Raw genomic sequence first — 16,241 nt, 5'->3', positions numbered from 1 at the left:
GTTTTTTCTATGGGAATTTCATTTCGCTGCAAGCCTTCTTTATATTACATTTATTTACTACTTTTTTTTAACAATTTTTATAGCCTAATACATCTATTACATAATTTTTGGTGATTTTTTATGAATATTAAAGTATTGGATACTACATTACGTGATGGGGAACAGACTCCAGGTGTTTCTTTAACTCCAAATGAAAAGTTAAGAATTGCAACTAAACTTGAGGAAATTGGTGTTGATTATATTGAAGCAGGCTCTACAATTACTTCACCAGGAGAAAGAGAATCTATTAAAGGAATTATGCAACAGGGTTTTAATTCTGAAATATTAAGCTTCTCAAGACCATTATCTATTGATATTGATTATTGTTTAGAATGTGATGTTGATGGTGTTAATTTAGTTGTTCCAACTTCTGATTTACATATTCATGATAAATTAAAAACTACTCGTGATGAGTTAATAGAATTATCTAATAATGCTGTTGATTATTGTAAAGATCATGGTTTAACTGTTGAGTTATCTGCAGAAGATGCATCAAGATCTGATTTTGATTTTTTAAAGTCTGTTTATCAAGATGCTATAAATCATGGTGCTGATAGAATTTGTGTTTGTGATACTATAGGTGTATTAACACCAGATTCTTCATTTGAATTATTTAATAAATTAAATGATATTGATGTTCCAATTGCTGTTCATTGTCATAATGATTTTGGTCTTGCGGTTGCTAATACTTTAGCTGCATTGAAAGGTGGTGCAACAGAATTTCATTCAACTATTAATGGTATTGGTGAGAGAGCTGGAAATACTTCTTTTGAGGAATGTGTTGTTAGTATTGATAGATTATTACAGAATTTTTCAACAAATATTAATATTCATGAAATCTACGATATTTCTAAATTGGTTGCTAGATTAACTGGTGTTTATATCCAGCCTAATAAAGCAATTGTTGGTGAAAATGCATTTGCTCATGAATCTGGCATACATTCAGATGGAATTATTAAAAATTCTGCAACTTATGAACCTATGACTCCAGAACTTGTTGGTCGTAAACGTAAGTTTGTTATAGGTAAGCATATGGGAACTCATGGTTTAGAAAATAGGCTTAAGGAAATTGGTTTAACAGTTAATGAAAATCAACTTCAACAAATTTTCACTGATATTAAAGATTTAGCAGATAAAGGTAAAACTGTAACTGATGTTGATTTACAGGCAATAGCTGATAATGTTTTAGAAATAAACCATGAAGATAGAATTAAACTTAATGAATTAACTATTGTTTCTGGAAATAATGTCATGCCAACTGCATCTGTTAAAATAACTGTTGATAATGAAGAGATTCTTAATGCAGGTGTAGGTTTAGGTTCTGTTGATGCTGCAATTAATGCTGTTAAAACGGTTGATGCATTTAGTGATGTTGAGTTAATTGAATATCACGTAGATGCTATTGCAGGGGGTACTGATGCATTCATTGATGTAATTATTAAATTACAAAAAGGTGATAAAGTCGTATCTGCTCGGGGTACTGAGTTGGATATTGTTAATGCTAGTGTGAAAGCATATATTGCGGGAATTAATAGACTATTACGTGATTAGGTGTTTATATGTACATGGACAATATTCAAATTTTAGGTTTAAAAGGTACTATTAATTCTATTGAAGAAACACTTAATTTAATTGATAGTATTAAAGAAGATGGTGAAATAATTCAGCTGTTAAATGCAGATTCTATTGTTTCAAAGAATCATGTAATTCATGGTGTTAATCAAGCAATTCTTGCTTTTGATAGAGATGAAAATTTAGCTAAAGATTTAAGTGTTGAGATTGTTCTTAGATGTTCTGCACAAAGACAAATTTCAAAAGCATTTAAATTATTAGGTTTAAAAGAGGGGAACATGAATTTATGTGCTATTTTGATTAATAGTAAAAATCAAACTTCTAAATTGTCTGAAATTTTTTCATTAGATGATGATGTTTTTATTCCTGATGAAGAAAAATTAATAAAAATTTATGATATTAGTGATGAAGAGATGAAAAATATGTCTCTTGAGGATATAATTATTGATAGAATTACAAAACTTACTGTAAATTATTAATTTTTATTTCATTTATTATTTTATCTAAATATTCTTTTTTAAGGCATTTGTAATTGAGATTTTTAACTTCAATTGCAATTGCTTTTTGTTTTACACGATTATAATTAGGACAAGTTGTAATAAATCCACTTTTATCGGTTTTTAATGTTTTTTTCAAATTCCAACTTATTGACTTTGCATCATTATGAGGTATAATTACATTAATACCTCTTTTATTTGAATGTAATGTATTGTGAATATGTTTTTTTAGATAGTTTGTTGCATTTAATGTGAGTTCTAATTTTTCTTCAATATTTTCAAGTTCACTATCTATACCACTACACACAATTTCGGAAGTTTTGCTTAATTTTTCTGGCATTGTTGTATTTTTGAAAATTTCCTTGTTATTTGTTGCAATAAATCCACCTTGACCAACATTGATTATTTTAGGTGATCCTGTTGATGCAAGAATAATATCTGAATATTTTCCAAGTTTGTTTTCTTTATCGCCAATTCCGGCAGATGAATCTTCAATTGTTATAATATCATTGTTTTTACAATATTTTGTAATATTTTTTGTATCTTGTTCTGCACAGTATCCTGCAAAACTAGTGTAAATTAATGCAGAACCTTCTTTAATATTTAAGTCATCCATATAATTAGGATTAATAAGACCTAAATCTGTTTTTAATGTTATAATATTCTTATTTAAGAATTTTGCAATTTGTTTAAATCCGTGCCATCCTCCTTGATCTGGAACAATAATATCTCCTTTAATAGCTGCAAGTGCAATAAAAATACTATTATTCCCACTAGAAGTTATTTTAACTTCTTCTTTTTCAGTTAATTTTCTTATTTTTTCACAGCAACTTTCTTCAAAGTTTGTATTGTTATTGCCTAATGCAACTTCAGACATTATTTTTTTTGTTTTTTTGGAGGGGGTTTTAAATTTAAACATAATTATCCACTTTTAAAGTACATATCTAGTGTAGTTTGCTTAGAGTGAAGCATTTCATTCATGAGAGTTCCTTGTTTTACATATTTGTTAATAGGTATTTTGAGTTTTGTACCTGCATATTCTAAGCATGCTTCTAGTGTTTCAAATTCTGTGTATGGATTTTTCATTGCTTCTTTAATGTTTTCCCTTACATTGAAAACACCTAATGGGACATATCCATCATATGCTTCTCTTAAAATTAAAATACCTGATTGTCTTTTGATTTGTATTAAATAATCTAGAACTGCCATTTTTGCAGTATAATAACATCCACCAACAATTGAATATTCTTTTTTACCACTATTATTCTCATAATCTGAAAATATTAACTCTTCATTTTTCATTATTTTAATAAATGCTTCATACCATTCATATTGCCATTCTGTTGGGGTTAAAATAATCACATAATAGTTATTTAGTGCACCAAATTCAAAAACTCTATAGGTATCTAATAATTCAAATTTTCTAACTTCTTTTAAAAATTCATCTGCAAGTGTTGAATCGCATGCTGTAATTGACCAACGTGTTGGAACAAGTTTTCTTTTATTTTTAGTTCCAATTGCTCCAACTGAAAATGCTTTTTGCATAGCTGTAAATGGAACTTCTTTATTGTGAAGGTTAACAATTGCTTCACTTGATTTTAAATCAGTGTCATAAAAAGTTTTTTCAAGTTGTCTATCCCATTTAACAGCATCAATGTCAAATTTTTCAATAACTGCGCTTGGACCATGAGGCATACTATCTTCTGTAAGCATAGATCCAGTTGGTCGTCGTCCAAATTTTGCTTCACTATCAATTGATTTAGATGCAAGTGATATATCTTGAAGTTTTTCAATAAATGGATTTTCTAAATCATCAATTTTAATTAGTTGTTTTCCACGTACAAGATTCATTCGGTAGTTGATGATTTCATCCTGTGTTTTATTTTGAACAAGCCATTCTTCAGGAGCATCCATAATTGATGTATCTCCCATTTGTGAGCTCATCATTGGTCCGGCATAGACTTTAGGATAAGACCAGCTTCCAATAAATACTGATGGAGGGGTTGTTCCTTCTAAATCTTTTCCAATTTTAACAGACTTCATTTTTATCTGTTCTGTTAATTTGGCAAGATAAGCATTTTTAGTGGTTTTCATTTTATATCTTCAGTAAAAAAAGTAAAAAAGAAAAATACTATTAATTAAAATAGTATTTAACAGAATTCAATGGTTGCAGGTGGTTTATCACTTACAGATAAAGCGACATGGGTAACTTCAGAGATTTCAGAAGTAATTCTTTTTGAAATAGTTTGAACAACTTCCCAAGGAAGTTCAGCAACAGATGCAGTCATAGCATCGATGGAATTAACTACTCTTACTACAACTAAATGTCCGAAGTCTCTTTGATCTCCTTTAACACCAGTAACTTTGGTATCAGTTAATACTGCAAAGTATTGCCATACATCTTTATCAATACCTGCTGCTTCTATTTCATCACAAACAATTTTATTTGCTTTTCTGCATACTTCAACCTTTTCTTTTGTAAGTGCTCCAACGACACGTACACCAAGACCAGGTCCTGGGAAAGGTTGTCTGTATACTGTAGTAGCTGGTAAATCTAATTCATCACCAATTTCCCTTACTTCATCTTTATATAAATCACGAATTGGCTCACATAATTCTAATTCCATTCCGCTTGGAAGAGCTAAATTGTGGTGAGATTTAATTTCACCTTTGGTTTCAATCCAATCAGGAGCAATAGTTCCTTGTACTAAAAATTTAGCACCTGATTTAATTGCTTCTCTTTCAAATACATCAATGAATACTTTTCCAATGATTTTTCTTTTTTCTTCTGGATCTTCAACGCCTGCAAGTGCATCCATAAATTCATCGGAAGCATCAACAAATTTGAAATTTAATCTGTCTTTAAAAGTGTTAGTTACTTGTTCCACTTCTCCTTCTCTTAAAAGACCATGGTCAACGAATACTGCAGTTAAATTATCACCAATTGCTTCTTGGACAAGAACTGAACATACTGAACTGTCTACTCCACCAGATAATGCGATAATTGCTTTTTCATTACCAATTTGTTCTTTAATTTTTTGGATTGATTCTTCAATAAATTCTTTTGGACTTAACATTATAATTCCTCATTTTCCTCTTCTTCGTAATTTTCAATGAGTCCTTTAATCATAGATTCAAGACCATTATCATTCCCTGATTCAATAGCTTCAAATATTTCATCAAATTTAACATATTTTTCCAATTTAACGGATTTTTGTCCAATTCCGGAAATTCTAAAATTGTATTCTTCATCACCAATTGGGATATTTAGGGATTGTTTTTTTAATCCGGTTTTAAATTCATTTGCTTTATCTCTTAAATCATCAGCATTATCAATCATTATTACACCTATCTTTACAAATTTTATAAAAATTATTAAAGATTACTTCTCCTTTTGGAGTGTGATGTACTTCAGGGTGGAATTGAATTCCATATACATCTTTATCTTTATGTTTAAATGATTCAACATCGCATAATTTAGAACTAGCTAAGATTTCGAATTTCTCTGGGATTGTTTTTACTTCATCTTTATGGGATGACCAAACATCGATTTCAGGAGCTAGACCTTTAAATAAGTTTTCATCATTCTTAATATCTATTTTAACTTGAGCATAACTTTCAGTATCTGAAGTAGTAACTTCTCCCCCATAGGCTTTAGCAATTAATTGATGGCCGAGACATATTCCTAAGATAGGTAGATTGAAATGTTTAATATATTCTTCACTTAATCCAGCACCTTCGATTGATGGACCTCCACCTAGTATTAATCCGATTGGATTTTCAGCTTCAATTTCTTCAATAGATAAAGTATTTGAAACTAATTTAACTGGAATTTTTAAGTATTGTAAACTTCTAGCAATCCTATGATTGTATTGACCTTTGTTATTTATTACTAAAATTGTCATATTATACTCCATTAAAATATAATAATATTATTTTTAGTTTTTTTTATTTATTATAGTTTATCAAAAGTTTATATATTAAATAAAATAAATCAATGTTACATGGAACTTAAAGATTTAATATTCATTATTGTTGCAATATTAATAGCAATAGCTTTACTTAAAATATTTTTATGGTTATTACCTGTACTTGTAGTATTAATAATCGCATTCTTTATTTATATCTTCTTACAAGAACATTATAATTAATTTTGAATGTCTTCAAATGCGGAAGTTGCAGCAACTGCTCCTTCTCCGCAAGCTACAATCCATTGTTTCAAACCGATGCATACGTCACCTATTGCATATACATAGTTAATATTAGTTTTTTGTGATTTATCAATTATTATATGTCCAGTTTCATCTAATTTGACTCCTAATTGTTGTGCAAGGTTTGTATGTGGGATATATCCGACACTAATAAAAACACCATTAGTTGGAAGGTTTGTTAATTCACCAGTTTCAGTATCTTTTAATAAAACAGATTCAACAAGCAGGTTACCTTTTATTTCTTCAATTGTAGCATTTAGTATTGTTCTTATACCTGCTTTTTTAATCATTTCTTGTAAATGTTTTTGAGCTCTAAATTCATTTCTTCTGTGTATTACTGTAACATTAGCCCCAAGATTATTCAGATATAATGCTTCTTGAAGTGCACTGTTTCCTCCACCCACCATAACTATGTCACGATTTGTAAAGAAAAATCCATCACAAGTTGCACAATAACTAACGCCTTTTCCTTTAAATTCTTCTTCACCTTTAACATTCAAGTGCCTATGTGAACTTCCAGTTGCAAGAATAATTGTTTTAGAATAGTATATGTCCTTGTTTGTTTTAACACTAAATCGGTATTCATCATCAGTTTGTATAATTTCTTCTACATTTTCCATTTCATGTAAATCACAGTTTTTAATGGCCTGTTCTTTCATTTTATCAATTAATTCAAGTCCTGAAATTTTATCAAAACCAGGATAATTTTCCATTTCAGGAACTTCACGACCGAGTCCACCGGCTAAATCCCTATCTAAAATCAAATTTTTAGTTCCCTGACGACCTGCATAAATTCCTGCGGTTAATCCTCCTGGACCTGCTCCAATTATAATAATGTCATATTGATTCATTTTAAAACCTCTAGAATTATTTTTATTTTAATATAAATTTTAATTATTTTTCAGTGTTAAAAATTATTGATATGATTATTTAGAAAAAAATTATTTAATAGGAAAAATAAGATTTAGTGGAATCCACATCCACTGCAAGTTTCACATTTCTCTTCTTCTATTGGATCATAGGTTTTATCTTCTTGAAGAGTAGCTGAAATAAAATATTGGTCGAATTCATCTTTATTTTTTAACACAGGGGAAATACCTTTGAAATCACATTTAATATCACCAGTTCCACCAATATCAACCAAAATTGGTTCACCTAATTTAAATTTTTTAAAATAAGCTTCAACTTCATCTTTTAAATTTTTTGGAACTCTAAAATTAAAAGATAAAATATTATTCTCCTTCATTTTTAAGCCAACGTATTTTTGGTCTATTTCATAATTTAAACCTAATTGTTTCTTGAAAAGTACTTTAGTACCAATCTCATTAGATGACATTTTGATAATCTCCTTTCAAATTAATAAATTAAACTTATTTTTTAAAGTATTTAAAATCTTTTATTAAAATAATAATGCTCTGTAATTAAATAAAAAAATTTTGTTTTATGAATTTATAATGAATTATCACGATTCTGAATAACCTTTATATAATAATAATCATATATTTTTTTAATGTTATATGATATAATTTTATTAGATAACTAGAATCAATTATAAAAAAACAGGTGTTTATTTTGAATGAATACAACAAAGATATTGGAAATAGAATTAGAGAATTAAGAGAATTGTCAGATATTACTATTAGTGAAATTGCATCTGACTTAAACATTAAAGAAGAAACTTACATTCAATATGAAAATGGAGAAGTAGACATCCCAGCAAGCTTCTTGTATGAACTTGCACATATTTTTAAAGTTGATTTAGGATTATTATTAACTGGTGAAGAAAGTAGAATGAGCATATTTGATGTGACTCGTGCAGATAAAGGTGTTTCAGTAGATAGACGAAAAGAATATCTTCATGAAAATTTATGTTCAAAATTTATTCATAAGAAAGCTGAAACATTCCTTGTTGTTGTGGATCCTAAAAAAAATCCTGTTCCTTCACTTAATTCACACCCTGGACAAGAATTTAACTATGTCCTTGAAGGTAGTTTAAAAATATACATCCACAATAATGAAATAATACTTAATGAGGGAGACTCAATATTCTTTGACTCCGCTCACAAACATGCTATGGTAGCACTTAATGATAAACCAGCTAAATTTTTAGCAGTAATTATTTAAATTAATTGAGATGATATAGATGACCTCTTTAATAGGAAATTTCGTAGAAAGAGTTGATTTTAACTCTTATGAAGATTTTATGAAAAATTTCAAACTTACCTATGAACCAGATTTTAACTTTGGATTTGATGTAGTAGATAAGTATGCTGAAATAGATCCAGAAAAAGTTGCATTAATCTGGACTAATGACGATAATGAGAACCACACTTTCACATTTAGGGAAATGAAAGAGTATTCAAACAAAACTGTTAATTTATTAAGAAGATTAGGCATTAAAAAAGGTGACAAAGTAATGCTTACATTAAAAAACAGATATGAATGGTGGTTCTGTATGGTTGCATTACACAAACTTGGTGCAATAGTTATTCCTGCAACTCATATGTTAAAACTTCATGATATTACTTTCAGATTAAAACAAGCAGAAGTAAAAGCAATTATTAGTGTTGAAGAAGATTCATTACTTCCTGATTTTGAAGAAGCAGAAAAAGAATTAGATTGGGATTTACAAAAGCTTGTAATTGAAACAGATAGAGATGGATGGATTAATTTCAATGAAGCAATTGAAAAAGAAAGTCCTATTTATGAAAGACCAACTGGGGATGAAAACCCGATGGCTAATGAAACATTCTTAATTTACTTTACATCTGGAACTAGTGGAAACCCTAAAATGGTTTCACATGCCCATACTTACTGTTTAGGACACATTCCAACTGCTAAATATTGGCAGAATGTTGTGGAAGATGGAATTCACCATACTGCAGCTGATACTGGATGGGGAAAAGCAGTATGGGGAAATATTTATGGACAATGGATTTCAGGAACTTCTGTATTCATTTATGATTATGTAAGGTTTAATGGAATCAAGTTACTTGAAAAAATCATTGAAAATAAAGTGAATACTTTTTGTGCACCTCCAACTATTTACAGGTTCTTAATTAAAGAAAATATAGAAGGATATGATTTTTCTAATTTAAATTATGTAACAACTGCAGGAGAGCCACTTCCTCCAGAAGTATCCGAAAGATTCTATGATGTTTCAGGTTTAAGAATTAAAGAAGGATTCGGGCAAACTGAAACAACTCTTTCAATTGCAACATTTATTTGGTTAGATGCAAAAGTTGGATGCTTAGGTAAACCTTCCCCTCTTTACAATTTAAAATTATTAGATGAAAACAACAATGAAGTGGATATTGGTGAAAAAGGAGAATTATGTTTTGATATATCTAAGGGACCAACACCTGGATTGTTTAAAGAATATTATAAAGATCCTGTAAAACAGGCTCAACAATGTCATGATGGTTTCTATTACTGTGGAGATACTGCATGGGTGGATGAAGAAGGATATGTGCACTTTGTTGGAAGAAATGATGATATTATTAAATCTTCAGGTTATCGTATTGGACCATTTGAAGTAGAAAGTGCAGTTTTATCTCATGAAGCAGTATTACACTGTGCGATAACTGCTTATCCTGATGAAGTAAGAGGTCAAATTGTTAAAGCAACTATCGTTTTACAATCTGGATGGGAACCATCAGATAAACTTACAAAAGACATTCAAAATCATGTGAAAAATGTTACAGCCCCATATAAATATCCTAGAATGATTGAATATGTGGATGAAATTCCGGAAACTATAAGTGGGAAAACTAGAAGGGTTGAAATCAGAGAAAATGACCAGAAAAAATTTAATTAGATGATATAATGATTGAAGAAGAAATATCTTACCCAGTTATTAATAAAGAAATTTGCAAAGGCTGTATGAGGTGTATAGTCGGATGTCCTCAAAATGCAATATTACTTAGTGAAGACATGAATAATGCAGGATATCAATTTGCTTATTATAGTGGAAATGGATGTACTGGATGTAAAGACTGTTATTTTACATGTCCTGAACCATTAGGGTTAGAAGTACATCAAATAAAAAATATTGCTAATGATTCAATTGCAAAAATGATTAAAGCTAAAGTAGCTAGCAAAGGAGGAAATTAAATGAGCAATCAAATGGTAAAAGGAAACACTGCAGTTATTGTTGGTGCAATGTATGCTGGTTGTGATTGTTTCTTTGGATACCCAATTACACCTGCAAGTGAAATTTTACACGAAGCATCAAAATATTTCCCAATGGTTGGAAGAAACTTTGTTCAAGCAGAAAGTGAAGAAGCATCCATTAACATGGTTTATGGTGCATCAGGAACTGGACACAGAGTCATGACTGCTTCATCTGGACCAGGTATTAGTTTAATGCAAGAAGGATTCACTTACCTTGCTGGTTCTGAATTACCTGCAGTTATAGTTGATATTATGAGAGCAGGGCCTGGGCTTGGAAACATCGGACCGGAACAAGGTGATTATAACCAAATTGTTAAAGGAGGAGGACATGGGAACTATAAAAACATAGTTTTAGCTCCAAACAGTGTTCAAGAAATGTGTGATTTGACCATGAAAGCATTTGAACTTGCAGACAAATGGAGAAACCCTGTTGTTGTTTTAGCAGATGGTACTTTAGGTCAAATGGCAGAACCATTAGAATTTCCAACTGAAGCAACTGAACCTAAAATTGATGAATCATGGGCAGTTAGAGGTAACAAAGAAACTATGGGTAATCTTATTACTTCTATTTTCAATGATTTTGATGAATTAGAAGATTTCAACTACAAACTTCAAGAAAAATATGCAAAAATTGATGCTGAAGAAGTTATTGTTGATGAATATCAAGTTGAAGATGCAGATATTGTTTTAGTATCATATGGTATTAGTAGTAGAATCGCGAGATCTGCTGTTGATAAAAGTCGTGAAAAGGGTATAAAAGTTGGACTTTTAAGACCTATCACATTATCACCATTCCCAACTGAAAGAATTAAGCAATTAGCTGATAAAGGCGTTGAATTTATTTCTGTTGAAATGAGTAATGGCCAATTACTTGCTGATGTACAATTTGCAGCACTTAGAAAAGAAGGAACTCACCTTGTAAACAGAATGGGTGGAAATTTAATTGAATTAAAACAAATTCTCGCTAAAATTTATGAAATTGTTGGTTTTGAAGATCATGACTTAGATTTATCTAAAAGAAGTGAAGAAAAAGCTAGCCCAAATATTATTGACTGAGGATGTGGAAAAATGAGTGATAAAGAAATTAGTAAAGATTATGAATTAAAAGTACGTAGAAATCCACAATCCCTTTTAGAAGAATATCCTAGAAAAGGAAGTAATATTCAATCAACTCACTATTGTGCTGGTTGTGGACATGGAATTATACATAAATTAATTGCAGAATGTATGGATGAACTTGGAATCCAAGAGAGGTGTGTTTTAATTTCACCTGTAGGTTGTTCTGTATATGCATACTTCTACTTTAACTGTGGAAACTTTCAAACTGCTCATGGAAGAGCACCTGCAGTAGCTACCGGTATTTCAAGAGCGGAAGATGATGCAATTGTTATGAGTTATCAAGGAGATGGAGACCTTGCATCCATAGGTTTAAATGAAACATTACAAGCAGCTAACAGAGGAGAAAAAATTGTAGTATTTTTTGTAAACAATACTGTGTATGGAATGACTGGTGGACAAATGGCTCCAACTACTTTAATTGGAGAAAAAACTGTAACTTGTCAAACTGGAAGAGATCCAAATTACGCTGGACACCCTACTCATATGTGTGAGTTAATCAACACTTTAAAAGCTCCAGTATTCATTGAAAGAGTATCTCTTGCAAACCCTTTAAAAATCAGACTTGCGAAATTTGCTATTAAACAGGCTTTAACAGTTCAAAAAGAAGGAAAAGGATATGCTTTTGTCGAAATTTTATCTCCTTGTCCTACTAACTTAAAACAAGATGTAAAAGGAGCTCAAAAATTTATTGAAGAACAAATGGAAAAAGAATTTCCTGTTAAAAACTTCAGAAATGATTTATACAGAAAAGAACCTGTTGAAAGACCAGTTAGTGACTTTTCTGTTGAAGCATTAGATAAAATATTTAATGTAAACAGAGATGGAAACTCAGGTTATGTTGATGATTCAAGCATTACTCCAACCAGTATTAAAGTATCTGGATTTGGAGGTCAAGGAGTGTTAAGTGCTGGACTTACTATTGCACATGCTGCTTGTGATGAAGGAAAACATGTTTCATGGTATCCTAGTTATGGACCAGAACAAAGAGGAGGAAAATCCAATTGTTCAGTTGTAATTTCCAATGAAACTATTGGTACTCCAGTAGTTGACGAAATCGATATTCTCATTGCTTTGAATAAACCTTCATTAGAACAATTCTCACAAGATGTAAAAACTGGAGGAACTATTCTCTATGATTCTAAAATTGGAGAATTTGAAACTGACAGAGATGTTAATGTAATTGCTATGCCTTGTATGGATATTGCAGAAGAACATGGTAATGCAAGAACTGCGAATACTGCATTACTTGGAGCATTAACTGAATTAACTGATTCTTTAAAAGTAGAATCTTATGAAAATGCTATTCGTGACATGTTCGCATCAAAACCAAAAGTGATTGATGTGAATATTGATGTTTTAAGAGCTGGAGCAGAATGGTTAAAAAACAATTTATAGTGTGATTTAATGACTTATAAAGAAAATGCCAAGAAATTTATTGAAACCTATGGTTTAAGTATAGGGGATGAAATCAAAGTTAATAAGGAAGACATAACCTATACTGGTATATTACTTGACAGACCAGAGGATGCTGATGATGGATATTTAGTTTTAAAATTATCTAGTGGATATAATATTGGAGTAGCTATTGAAAATACCACTGCGGAGTTAATTAAAAAAGGCGAAAAACCGAAAATTGGATTTGGAAAAAGTGAAATTCCAACAGATCCAAATAAGCAAAATATATCTATTGTTTCAACTGGTGGTACAGTATCATCTGTTATTGATTATAAAACTGGAGCTGTACATCCAGCATTTACAGCTTCAGACCTTGTAAAAGCTAATCCGGAATTATTAGATTATGCTAACTATAATGTTAAAGCATTATATAATATTTTAAGTGAAGATATGAAACCTGAATACTGGGTAAAGGCAGCTTCTGAAATAGCAGATGATATTTCAGATGGAAGTGATGGTGTTGTAATAGCTCATGGTACTGATACAATGCATTATACTGCGGCAGCATTAAGTTTCATGTTAAAAACTCCAGTACCAATTGTTTTAACTGGTGCACAAAGAAGTTCTGATAGACCTTCAAGTGATGCTAATATTAATTTAATTGATTCTGTTGTTGCTGCAAAATCAGATATTGCGGAAGTATGTGTATGTATGCATGGAAGCTTAAATGATGAATATACTTACTTACACAAGGGAACTAAAGTTAGAAAAATGCATACTTCAAGAAGAGATACATTCAGAAGTATTAATGCACAGCCAATAGCAAAAATTGAAAATAAAAAAGTAGATATTAATCCAGATTATTCATATACTAAACGTGGCACTAATGAATTGGAATTAAACATTAATATTGAGGATAAAGTGGGATTTATTAAGAGTTTTCCTGGAATTTCCTCTGATTACATTGAATATCACATTGATAAAGGATATAAAGGTCTTGTTATTGAAGGAACTGGTCTTGGACATGTTCCTAATAATTTAATTGATTCATTTAAAAGAGCAAGAGATGAAAATATCCCTGTCATCATGACCTCACAATGTTTATATGGTAGAGTAAACATGAATGTATACTCAACTGGACGTAATATTATTGATGCAGGAGTAATTTCTGGAATTGATATGACTCCTGAAACTACTTATGTTAAATTATGTTGGGCATTAGGTCAAAGTGACAGTTATGATGAAGTAAAAGAGATTATGCATGAAAATATTGCAGGTGAATTTAGTGAAAAATCTTCTATTAAAGATTTCTTAAATTAGGGTGATTAGTATGGATTACGAAAAATTAGGATTAAAAATGGGACTTGAGATTCACCAACAATTAAACAGTGAGCATAAATTATTCTGTCCTTGTAAAACAGAACTTGTTGATGATGATTTTGATGAAATAGTTCAAAGGAAATTAAGACCAACACAATCAGAACTTGGAGAAATCGACAGGGCTGCACTTCAAGAATCTTTAAGAGGATTAAATTTTAAGTATGAAAATTTCGCAGAACATACTTGTCTTGTTGAAAATGATGACGAACCACCTCATAGCTTAAATGAAGAAGCACTTGATATTTGTATTACAATTGCTTGTTTGATGAATATGCATATTGTTGACGAATTTCATACAATGAGAAAACAAGTTATTGATGGAAGTAATACTGGAGGTTTTCAAAGAACTGGTATGGTTGCAACTGATGGATATTTAGAAACACCATATGGTAAAGTTGTAATTGAAAGTCTTGGTCTTGAAGAGGATGCTGCAAGAAGAATTGAAACAAAAGAGGGATTTACTGAATTTAGATTAGATAGGCTTGGAATACCTCTTGCAGAAGTAACTACTGATCCTTCAATGCATCATCCTGATCAAGTACGTGAAGTAGCATACATGCTTGGTCAAATCTTAAGAAGTACTAATGTTAAAAGAGGTCTTGGAACAATCAGACAAGATTTAAACATTTCTATTGCTGAAGGTGCACGTGTAGAGATTAAAGGTGTGCAAGATTTAGATTTAATGGTTGAAATTGTAAACCGTGAAATCCAAAGACAATTAGTTTTAATTGAAATTAAAAAGGAACTTGCTACTAGAAATGCTGAAGTATTGGATGAAATTCATGATTTAGATGAATTGTTTAAAGATACTGAATCTAAAATATTAAAATCAGCTGAAACCATTAAAGCAGTAGTACTTAAAGGTTATGATGGAATTATTGGTCGTGAAGTACAGCCAGGAAGAAGATTAGGTACTGAAATTGCAAGTTATGCTAAAAAACGTGGAGTATCTGGTATTTTCCATTCTGATGAATTGCCTGCTTATGGAATTACTAAAGAGGAAGTAGACAGAGTAATTGATTATTTAAATATTGGTGAAGATGATGCATTTATTATTGTAGCTCATGATGAAGATATTGCAATATCTGCACTTGAAGAAGTGAAAAGGAGAGCTAATTTAGCTTTAGAGGGCGTAGTTGAAGAAACCCGTAAAGCATTAGAAGATGGAAATACTGAATATATGAGACCACTTCCAACTGCAAACAGAATGTATCTTGAAACTGATATTCCATTATTTAAAATTACTTCTGAAAGAATTGAACCTATTGCAAATAATTTACCGGAATTACCTGATGTTAAACAAGCAAGAATCATCGAAGAGTATGACTTAAGTGAAGATTTAGCTACACAACTTGTTAAAAGACAAGAAGCAGACATGTTTGAAGCTATTATTGCTGAGGTTAATGTGGATGCAACACCAGTAGCATCACTTCTTGCATATGATTTACGTGAAATCAAAAGAGAAGGGTATGACATTAATGTTTTAAATATTAATCATTTCAAAGGAATATTTACATTATTAAGTGAAGGTAAGATTGCCAAAGATAGTGTATGTAAACTTACAATTGAAACAATTAAATCACCTGAAAGTGATGTTGATGAAATTGCAGAAAAAAGTAATTTAACCATGCTTAGCGAAGAATATGTTAGAAAAATCATTTGTGAAATTATAGCTAAAAATGAAGGAATGGTAAAAGAACGTCAAATGGGTGCTATGGGTCCTTTAATGGGAATGTGTATGAAACAACTTAAAGGAAAAGCTGATGGTGGTATGGTTAACAAAACCGTGCGTGAGGAAATTCAAAAATTAATTTAGAATATATTTTCTAAATTTTTTTTCTTTTTTTTAAAATTC

At 30.5% G+C, this 16,241-nt stretch carries 17 protein-coding genes; 10 read left to right on the top strand and 7 right to left on the bottom strand.

What is annotated here, in order from left to right; all coding sequences use genetic code 11:
- Window positions 1–120: 120 nt before the first annotated feature.
- The gene (locus tag ACI389_RS08095; protein ID WP_439781024.1) at window positions 121–1,590 is read left to right on the top strand and encodes a (R)-citramalate synthase; all 1,470 of its coding nucleotides are present in this window, start codon (window positions 121–123) and stop codon (window positions 1,588–1,590) included.
- 14 nt (window positions 1,591–1,604) lie between these two features.
- Window positions 1,605–2,090, top strand: coding sequence for a KEOPS complex subunit Cgi121 (cgi121, locus tag ACI389_RS08090; RefSeq protein WP_439781023.1), 486 nt, complete (start codon window positions 1,605–1,607; stop codon window positions 2,088–2,090).
- On the opposite strand, the gene ACI389_RS08085 is transcribed toward cgi121, so the two are convergent.
- The 5 genes from ACI389_RS08085 to ACI389_RS08065 are packed head-to-tail and all read right to left on the bottom strand — an operon-like array spanning window position 2,074 to window position 6,013.
- Window positions 2,074–3,027, bottom strand: a complete 954-nt coding sequence (locus ACI389_RS08085; protein ID WP_439781022.1) for a DegT/DnrJ/EryC1/StrS family aminotransferase — start codon at window positions 3,025–3,027, stop codon at window positions 2,074–2,076. The two genes, cgi121 and ACI389_RS08085, sit on opposite strands and share 17 nt — an antisense overlap.
- Before the next feature lie 2 nt (window positions 3,028–3,029).
- Window positions 3,030–4,202 (bottom strand): Nre family DNA repair protein, encoded by a 1,173-nt coding sequence (locus ACI389_RS08080; RefSeq protein ID WP_439781021.1) that lies wholly within the window; start codon window positions 4,200–4,202, stop codon window positions 3,030–3,032.
- Window positions 4,203–4,258: 56 nt separating this feature from the next.
- Window positions 4,259–5,185, bottom strand: a complete 927-nt coding sequence (gene guaA, locus ACI389_RS08075) for a glutamine-hydrolyzing GMP synthase (RefSeq protein WP_439781020.1) — start codon at window positions 5,183–5,185, stop codon at window positions 4,259–4,261.
- Window positions 5,185–5,448 (bottom strand): hypothetical protein, encoded by a 264-nt coding sequence (locus ACI389_RS08070; RefSeq protein WP_439781019.1) that lies wholly within the window; start codon window positions 5,446–5,448, stop codon window positions 5,185–5,187. Before ACI389_RS08070 ends, guaA begins: the two co-directional genes overlap by 1 nt.
- Window positions 5,441–6,013 (bottom strand): GMP synthase subunit A, encoded by a 573-nt coding sequence (locus tag ACI389_RS08065; RefSeq protein ID WP_439781018.1) that lies wholly within the window; start codon window positions 6,011–6,013, stop codon window positions 5,441–5,443. Before ACI389_RS08065 ends, ACI389_RS08070 begins: the two co-directional genes overlap by 8 nt.
- Window positions 6,014–6,112: 99 nt before the next feature.
- On the opposite strand from ACI389_RS08065, the gene ACI389_RS08060 reads away from it, so the two are divergent.
- Window positions 6,113–6,259, top strand: coding sequence for a hypothetical protein (locus ACI389_RS08060; protein WP_439781017.1), 147 nt, complete (start codon window positions 6,113–6,115; stop codon window positions 6,257–6,259).
- Here ACI389_RS08060 and ACI389_RS08055 read toward each other — a convergent pair.
- Complete coding sequence (locus ACI389_RS08055) at window positions 6,256–7,170, bottom strand: NAD(P)/FAD-dependent oxidoreductase (protein ID WP_439781016.1); 915 nt, start codon at window positions 7,168–7,170, stop codon at window positions 6,256–6,258. The genes ACI389_RS08060 and ACI389_RS08055 overlap by 4 nt on opposite strands.
- Before the next feature lie 113 nt (window positions 7,171–7,283).
- On the bottom strand, window positions 7,284–7,655 hold the full coding sequence (locus tag ACI389_RS08050; protein ID WP_439781015.1) for a hypothetical protein: 372 nt from the start codon (window positions 7,653–7,655) through the stop codon (window positions 7,284–7,286).
- 227 nt (window positions 7,656–7,882) lie between these two features.
- Between ACI389_RS08050 and ACI389_RS08045 the strand changes: the two genes are divergently transcribed.
- The 7 genes from ACI389_RS08045 to gatE are packed head-to-tail and all read left to right on the top strand — an operon-like array spanning window position 7,883 to window position 16,202.
- The gene (locus ACI389_RS08045) at window positions 7,883–8,443 is read left to right on the top strand and encodes a helix-turn-helix domain-containing protein (RefSeq protein ID WP_439781014.1); all 561 of its coding nucleotides are present in this window, start codon (window positions 7,883–7,885) and stop codon (window positions 8,441–8,443) included.
- Window positions 8,444–8,462: 19 nt separating this feature from the next.
- Entirely contained in the window at window positions 8,463–10,136 is a 1,674-nt protein-coding gene (locus tag ACI389_RS08040) for an AMP-binding protein (RefSeq protein WP_439781013.1), read from the top strand.
- A gap of 8 nt (window positions 10,137–10,144) precedes the next feature.
- Window positions 10,145–10,432 (top strand): 4Fe-4S dicluster domain-containing protein, encoded by a 288-nt coding sequence (locus ACI389_RS08035; protein WP_439781012.1) that lies wholly within the window; start codon window positions 10,145–10,147, stop codon window positions 10,430–10,432.
- The gene (locus ACI389_RS08030) at window positions 10,433–11,548 is read left to right on the top strand and encodes a 3-methyl-2-oxobutanoate dehydrogenase subunit VorB (protein ID WP_439781011.1); all 1,116 of its coding nucleotides are present in this window, start codon (window positions 10,433–10,435) and stop codon (window positions 11,546–11,548) included.
- A 12-nt stretch (window positions 11,549–11,560) separates the two neighbouring features.
- Window positions 11,561–13,006: a 2-oxoacid:acceptor oxidoreductase family protein gene (locus ACI389_RS08025; protein WP_439781010.1), complete on the top strand. Its 1,446-nt coding sequence runs from the start codon at window positions 11,561–11,563 to the stop codon at window positions 13,004–13,006.
- A gap of 9 nt (window positions 13,007–13,015) precedes the next feature.
- Window positions 13,016–14,326, top strand: coding sequence for a Glu-tRNA(Gln) amidotransferase subunit GatD (gatD, locus tag ACI389_RS08020; protein WP_439781009.1), 1,311 nt, complete (start codon window positions 13,016–13,018; stop codon window positions 14,324–14,326).
- 10 nt (window positions 14,327–14,336) lie between these two features.
- Window positions 14,337–16,202 (top strand): Glu-tRNA(Gln) amidotransferase subunit GatE, encoded by a 1,866-nt coding sequence (gatE, locus tag ACI389_RS08015; RefSeq protein ID WP_439781008.1) that lies wholly within the window; start codon window positions 14,337–14,339, stop codon window positions 16,200–16,202.
- The last annotated feature ends 39 nt before the right edge of the window (window positions 16,203–16,241 follow it).

The organism is Methanobrevibacter sp., assembly GCF_051877095.1.
Lineage (GTDB): Archaea > Methanobacteriota > Methanobacteria > Methanobacteriales > Methanobacteriaceae > Methanocatella.
The sequence above is the reverse complement of the archived record's forward strand: the minus strand, read 5'-3'. Positions and strand labels throughout refer to the sequence as shown.

What these genes read in the sequence shown, in the direction of transcription:
- ACI389_RS08095 (WP_439781024.1), top strand. Translation starts at nt 121, where the DNA reads ATGAATATTAAAGTATTGGATACTACATTACGTGATGGGGAACAGACT.
- cgi121 (WP_439781023.1), top strand. Translation starts at nt 1,605, where the DNA reads ATGGACAATATTCAAATTTTAGGTTTAAAAGGTACTATTAATTCTATT.
- ACI389_RS08085 (WP_439781022.1), bottom strand. Translation starts at nt 3,027, where the DNA reads ATGTTTAAATTTAAAACCCCCTCCAAAAAAACAAAAAAAATAATGTCT.
- ACI389_RS08080 (WP_439781021.1), bottom strand. Translation starts at nt 4,202, where the DNA reads ATGAAAACCACTAAAAATGCTTATCTTGCCAAATTAACAGAACAGATA.
- guaA (WP_439781020.1), bottom strand. Translation starts at nt 5,185, where the DNA reads ATGTTAAGTCCAAAAGAATTTATTGAAGAATCAATCCAAAAAATTAAA.
- ACI389_RS08070 (WP_439781019.1), bottom strand. Translation starts at nt 5,448, where the DNA reads ATGATTGATAATGCTGATGATTTAAGAGATAAAGCAAATGAATTTAAA.
- ACI389_RS08065 (WP_439781018.1), bottom strand. Translation starts at nt 6,013, where the DNA reads ATGACAATTTTAGTAATAAATAACAAAGGTCAATACAATCATAGGATT.
- ACI389_RS08060 (WP_439781017.1), top strand. Translation starts at nt 6,113, where the DNA reads ATGGAACTTAAAGATTTAATATTCATTATTGTTGCAATATTAATAGCA.
- ACI389_RS08055 (WP_439781016.1), bottom strand. Translation starts at nt 7,170, where the DNA reads ATGAATCAATATGACATTATTATAATTGGAGCAGGTCCAGGAGGATTA.
- ACI389_RS08050 (WP_439781015.1), bottom strand. Translation starts at nt 7,655, where the DNA reads ATGTCATCTAATGAGATTGGTACTAAAGTACTTTTCAAGAAACAATTA.
- ACI389_RS08040 (WP_439781013.1), top strand. Translation starts at nt 8,463, where the DNA reads ATGACCTCTTTAATAGGAAATTTCGTAGAAAGAGTTGATTTTAACTCT.
- ACI389_RS08035 (WP_439781012.1), top strand. Translation starts at nt 10,145, where the DNA reads ATGATTGAAGAAGAAATATCTTACCCAGTTATTAATAAAGAAATTTGC.
- ACI389_RS08030 (WP_439781011.1), top strand. Translation starts at nt 10,433, where the DNA reads ATGAGCAATCAAATGGTAAAAGGAAACACTGCAGTTATTGTTGGTGCA.
- ACI389_RS08025 (WP_439781010.1), top strand. Translation starts at nt 11,561, where the DNA reads ATGAGTGATAAAGAAATTAGTAAAGATTATGAATTAAAAGTACGTAGA.
- gatD (WP_439781009.1), top strand. Translation starts at nt 13,016, where the DNA reads ATGACTTATAAAGAAAATGCCAAGAAATTTATTGAAACCTATGGTTTA.
- gatE (WP_439781008.1), top strand. Translation starts at nt 14,337, where the DNA reads ATGGATTACGAAAAATTAGGATTAAAAATGGGACTTGAGATTCACCAA.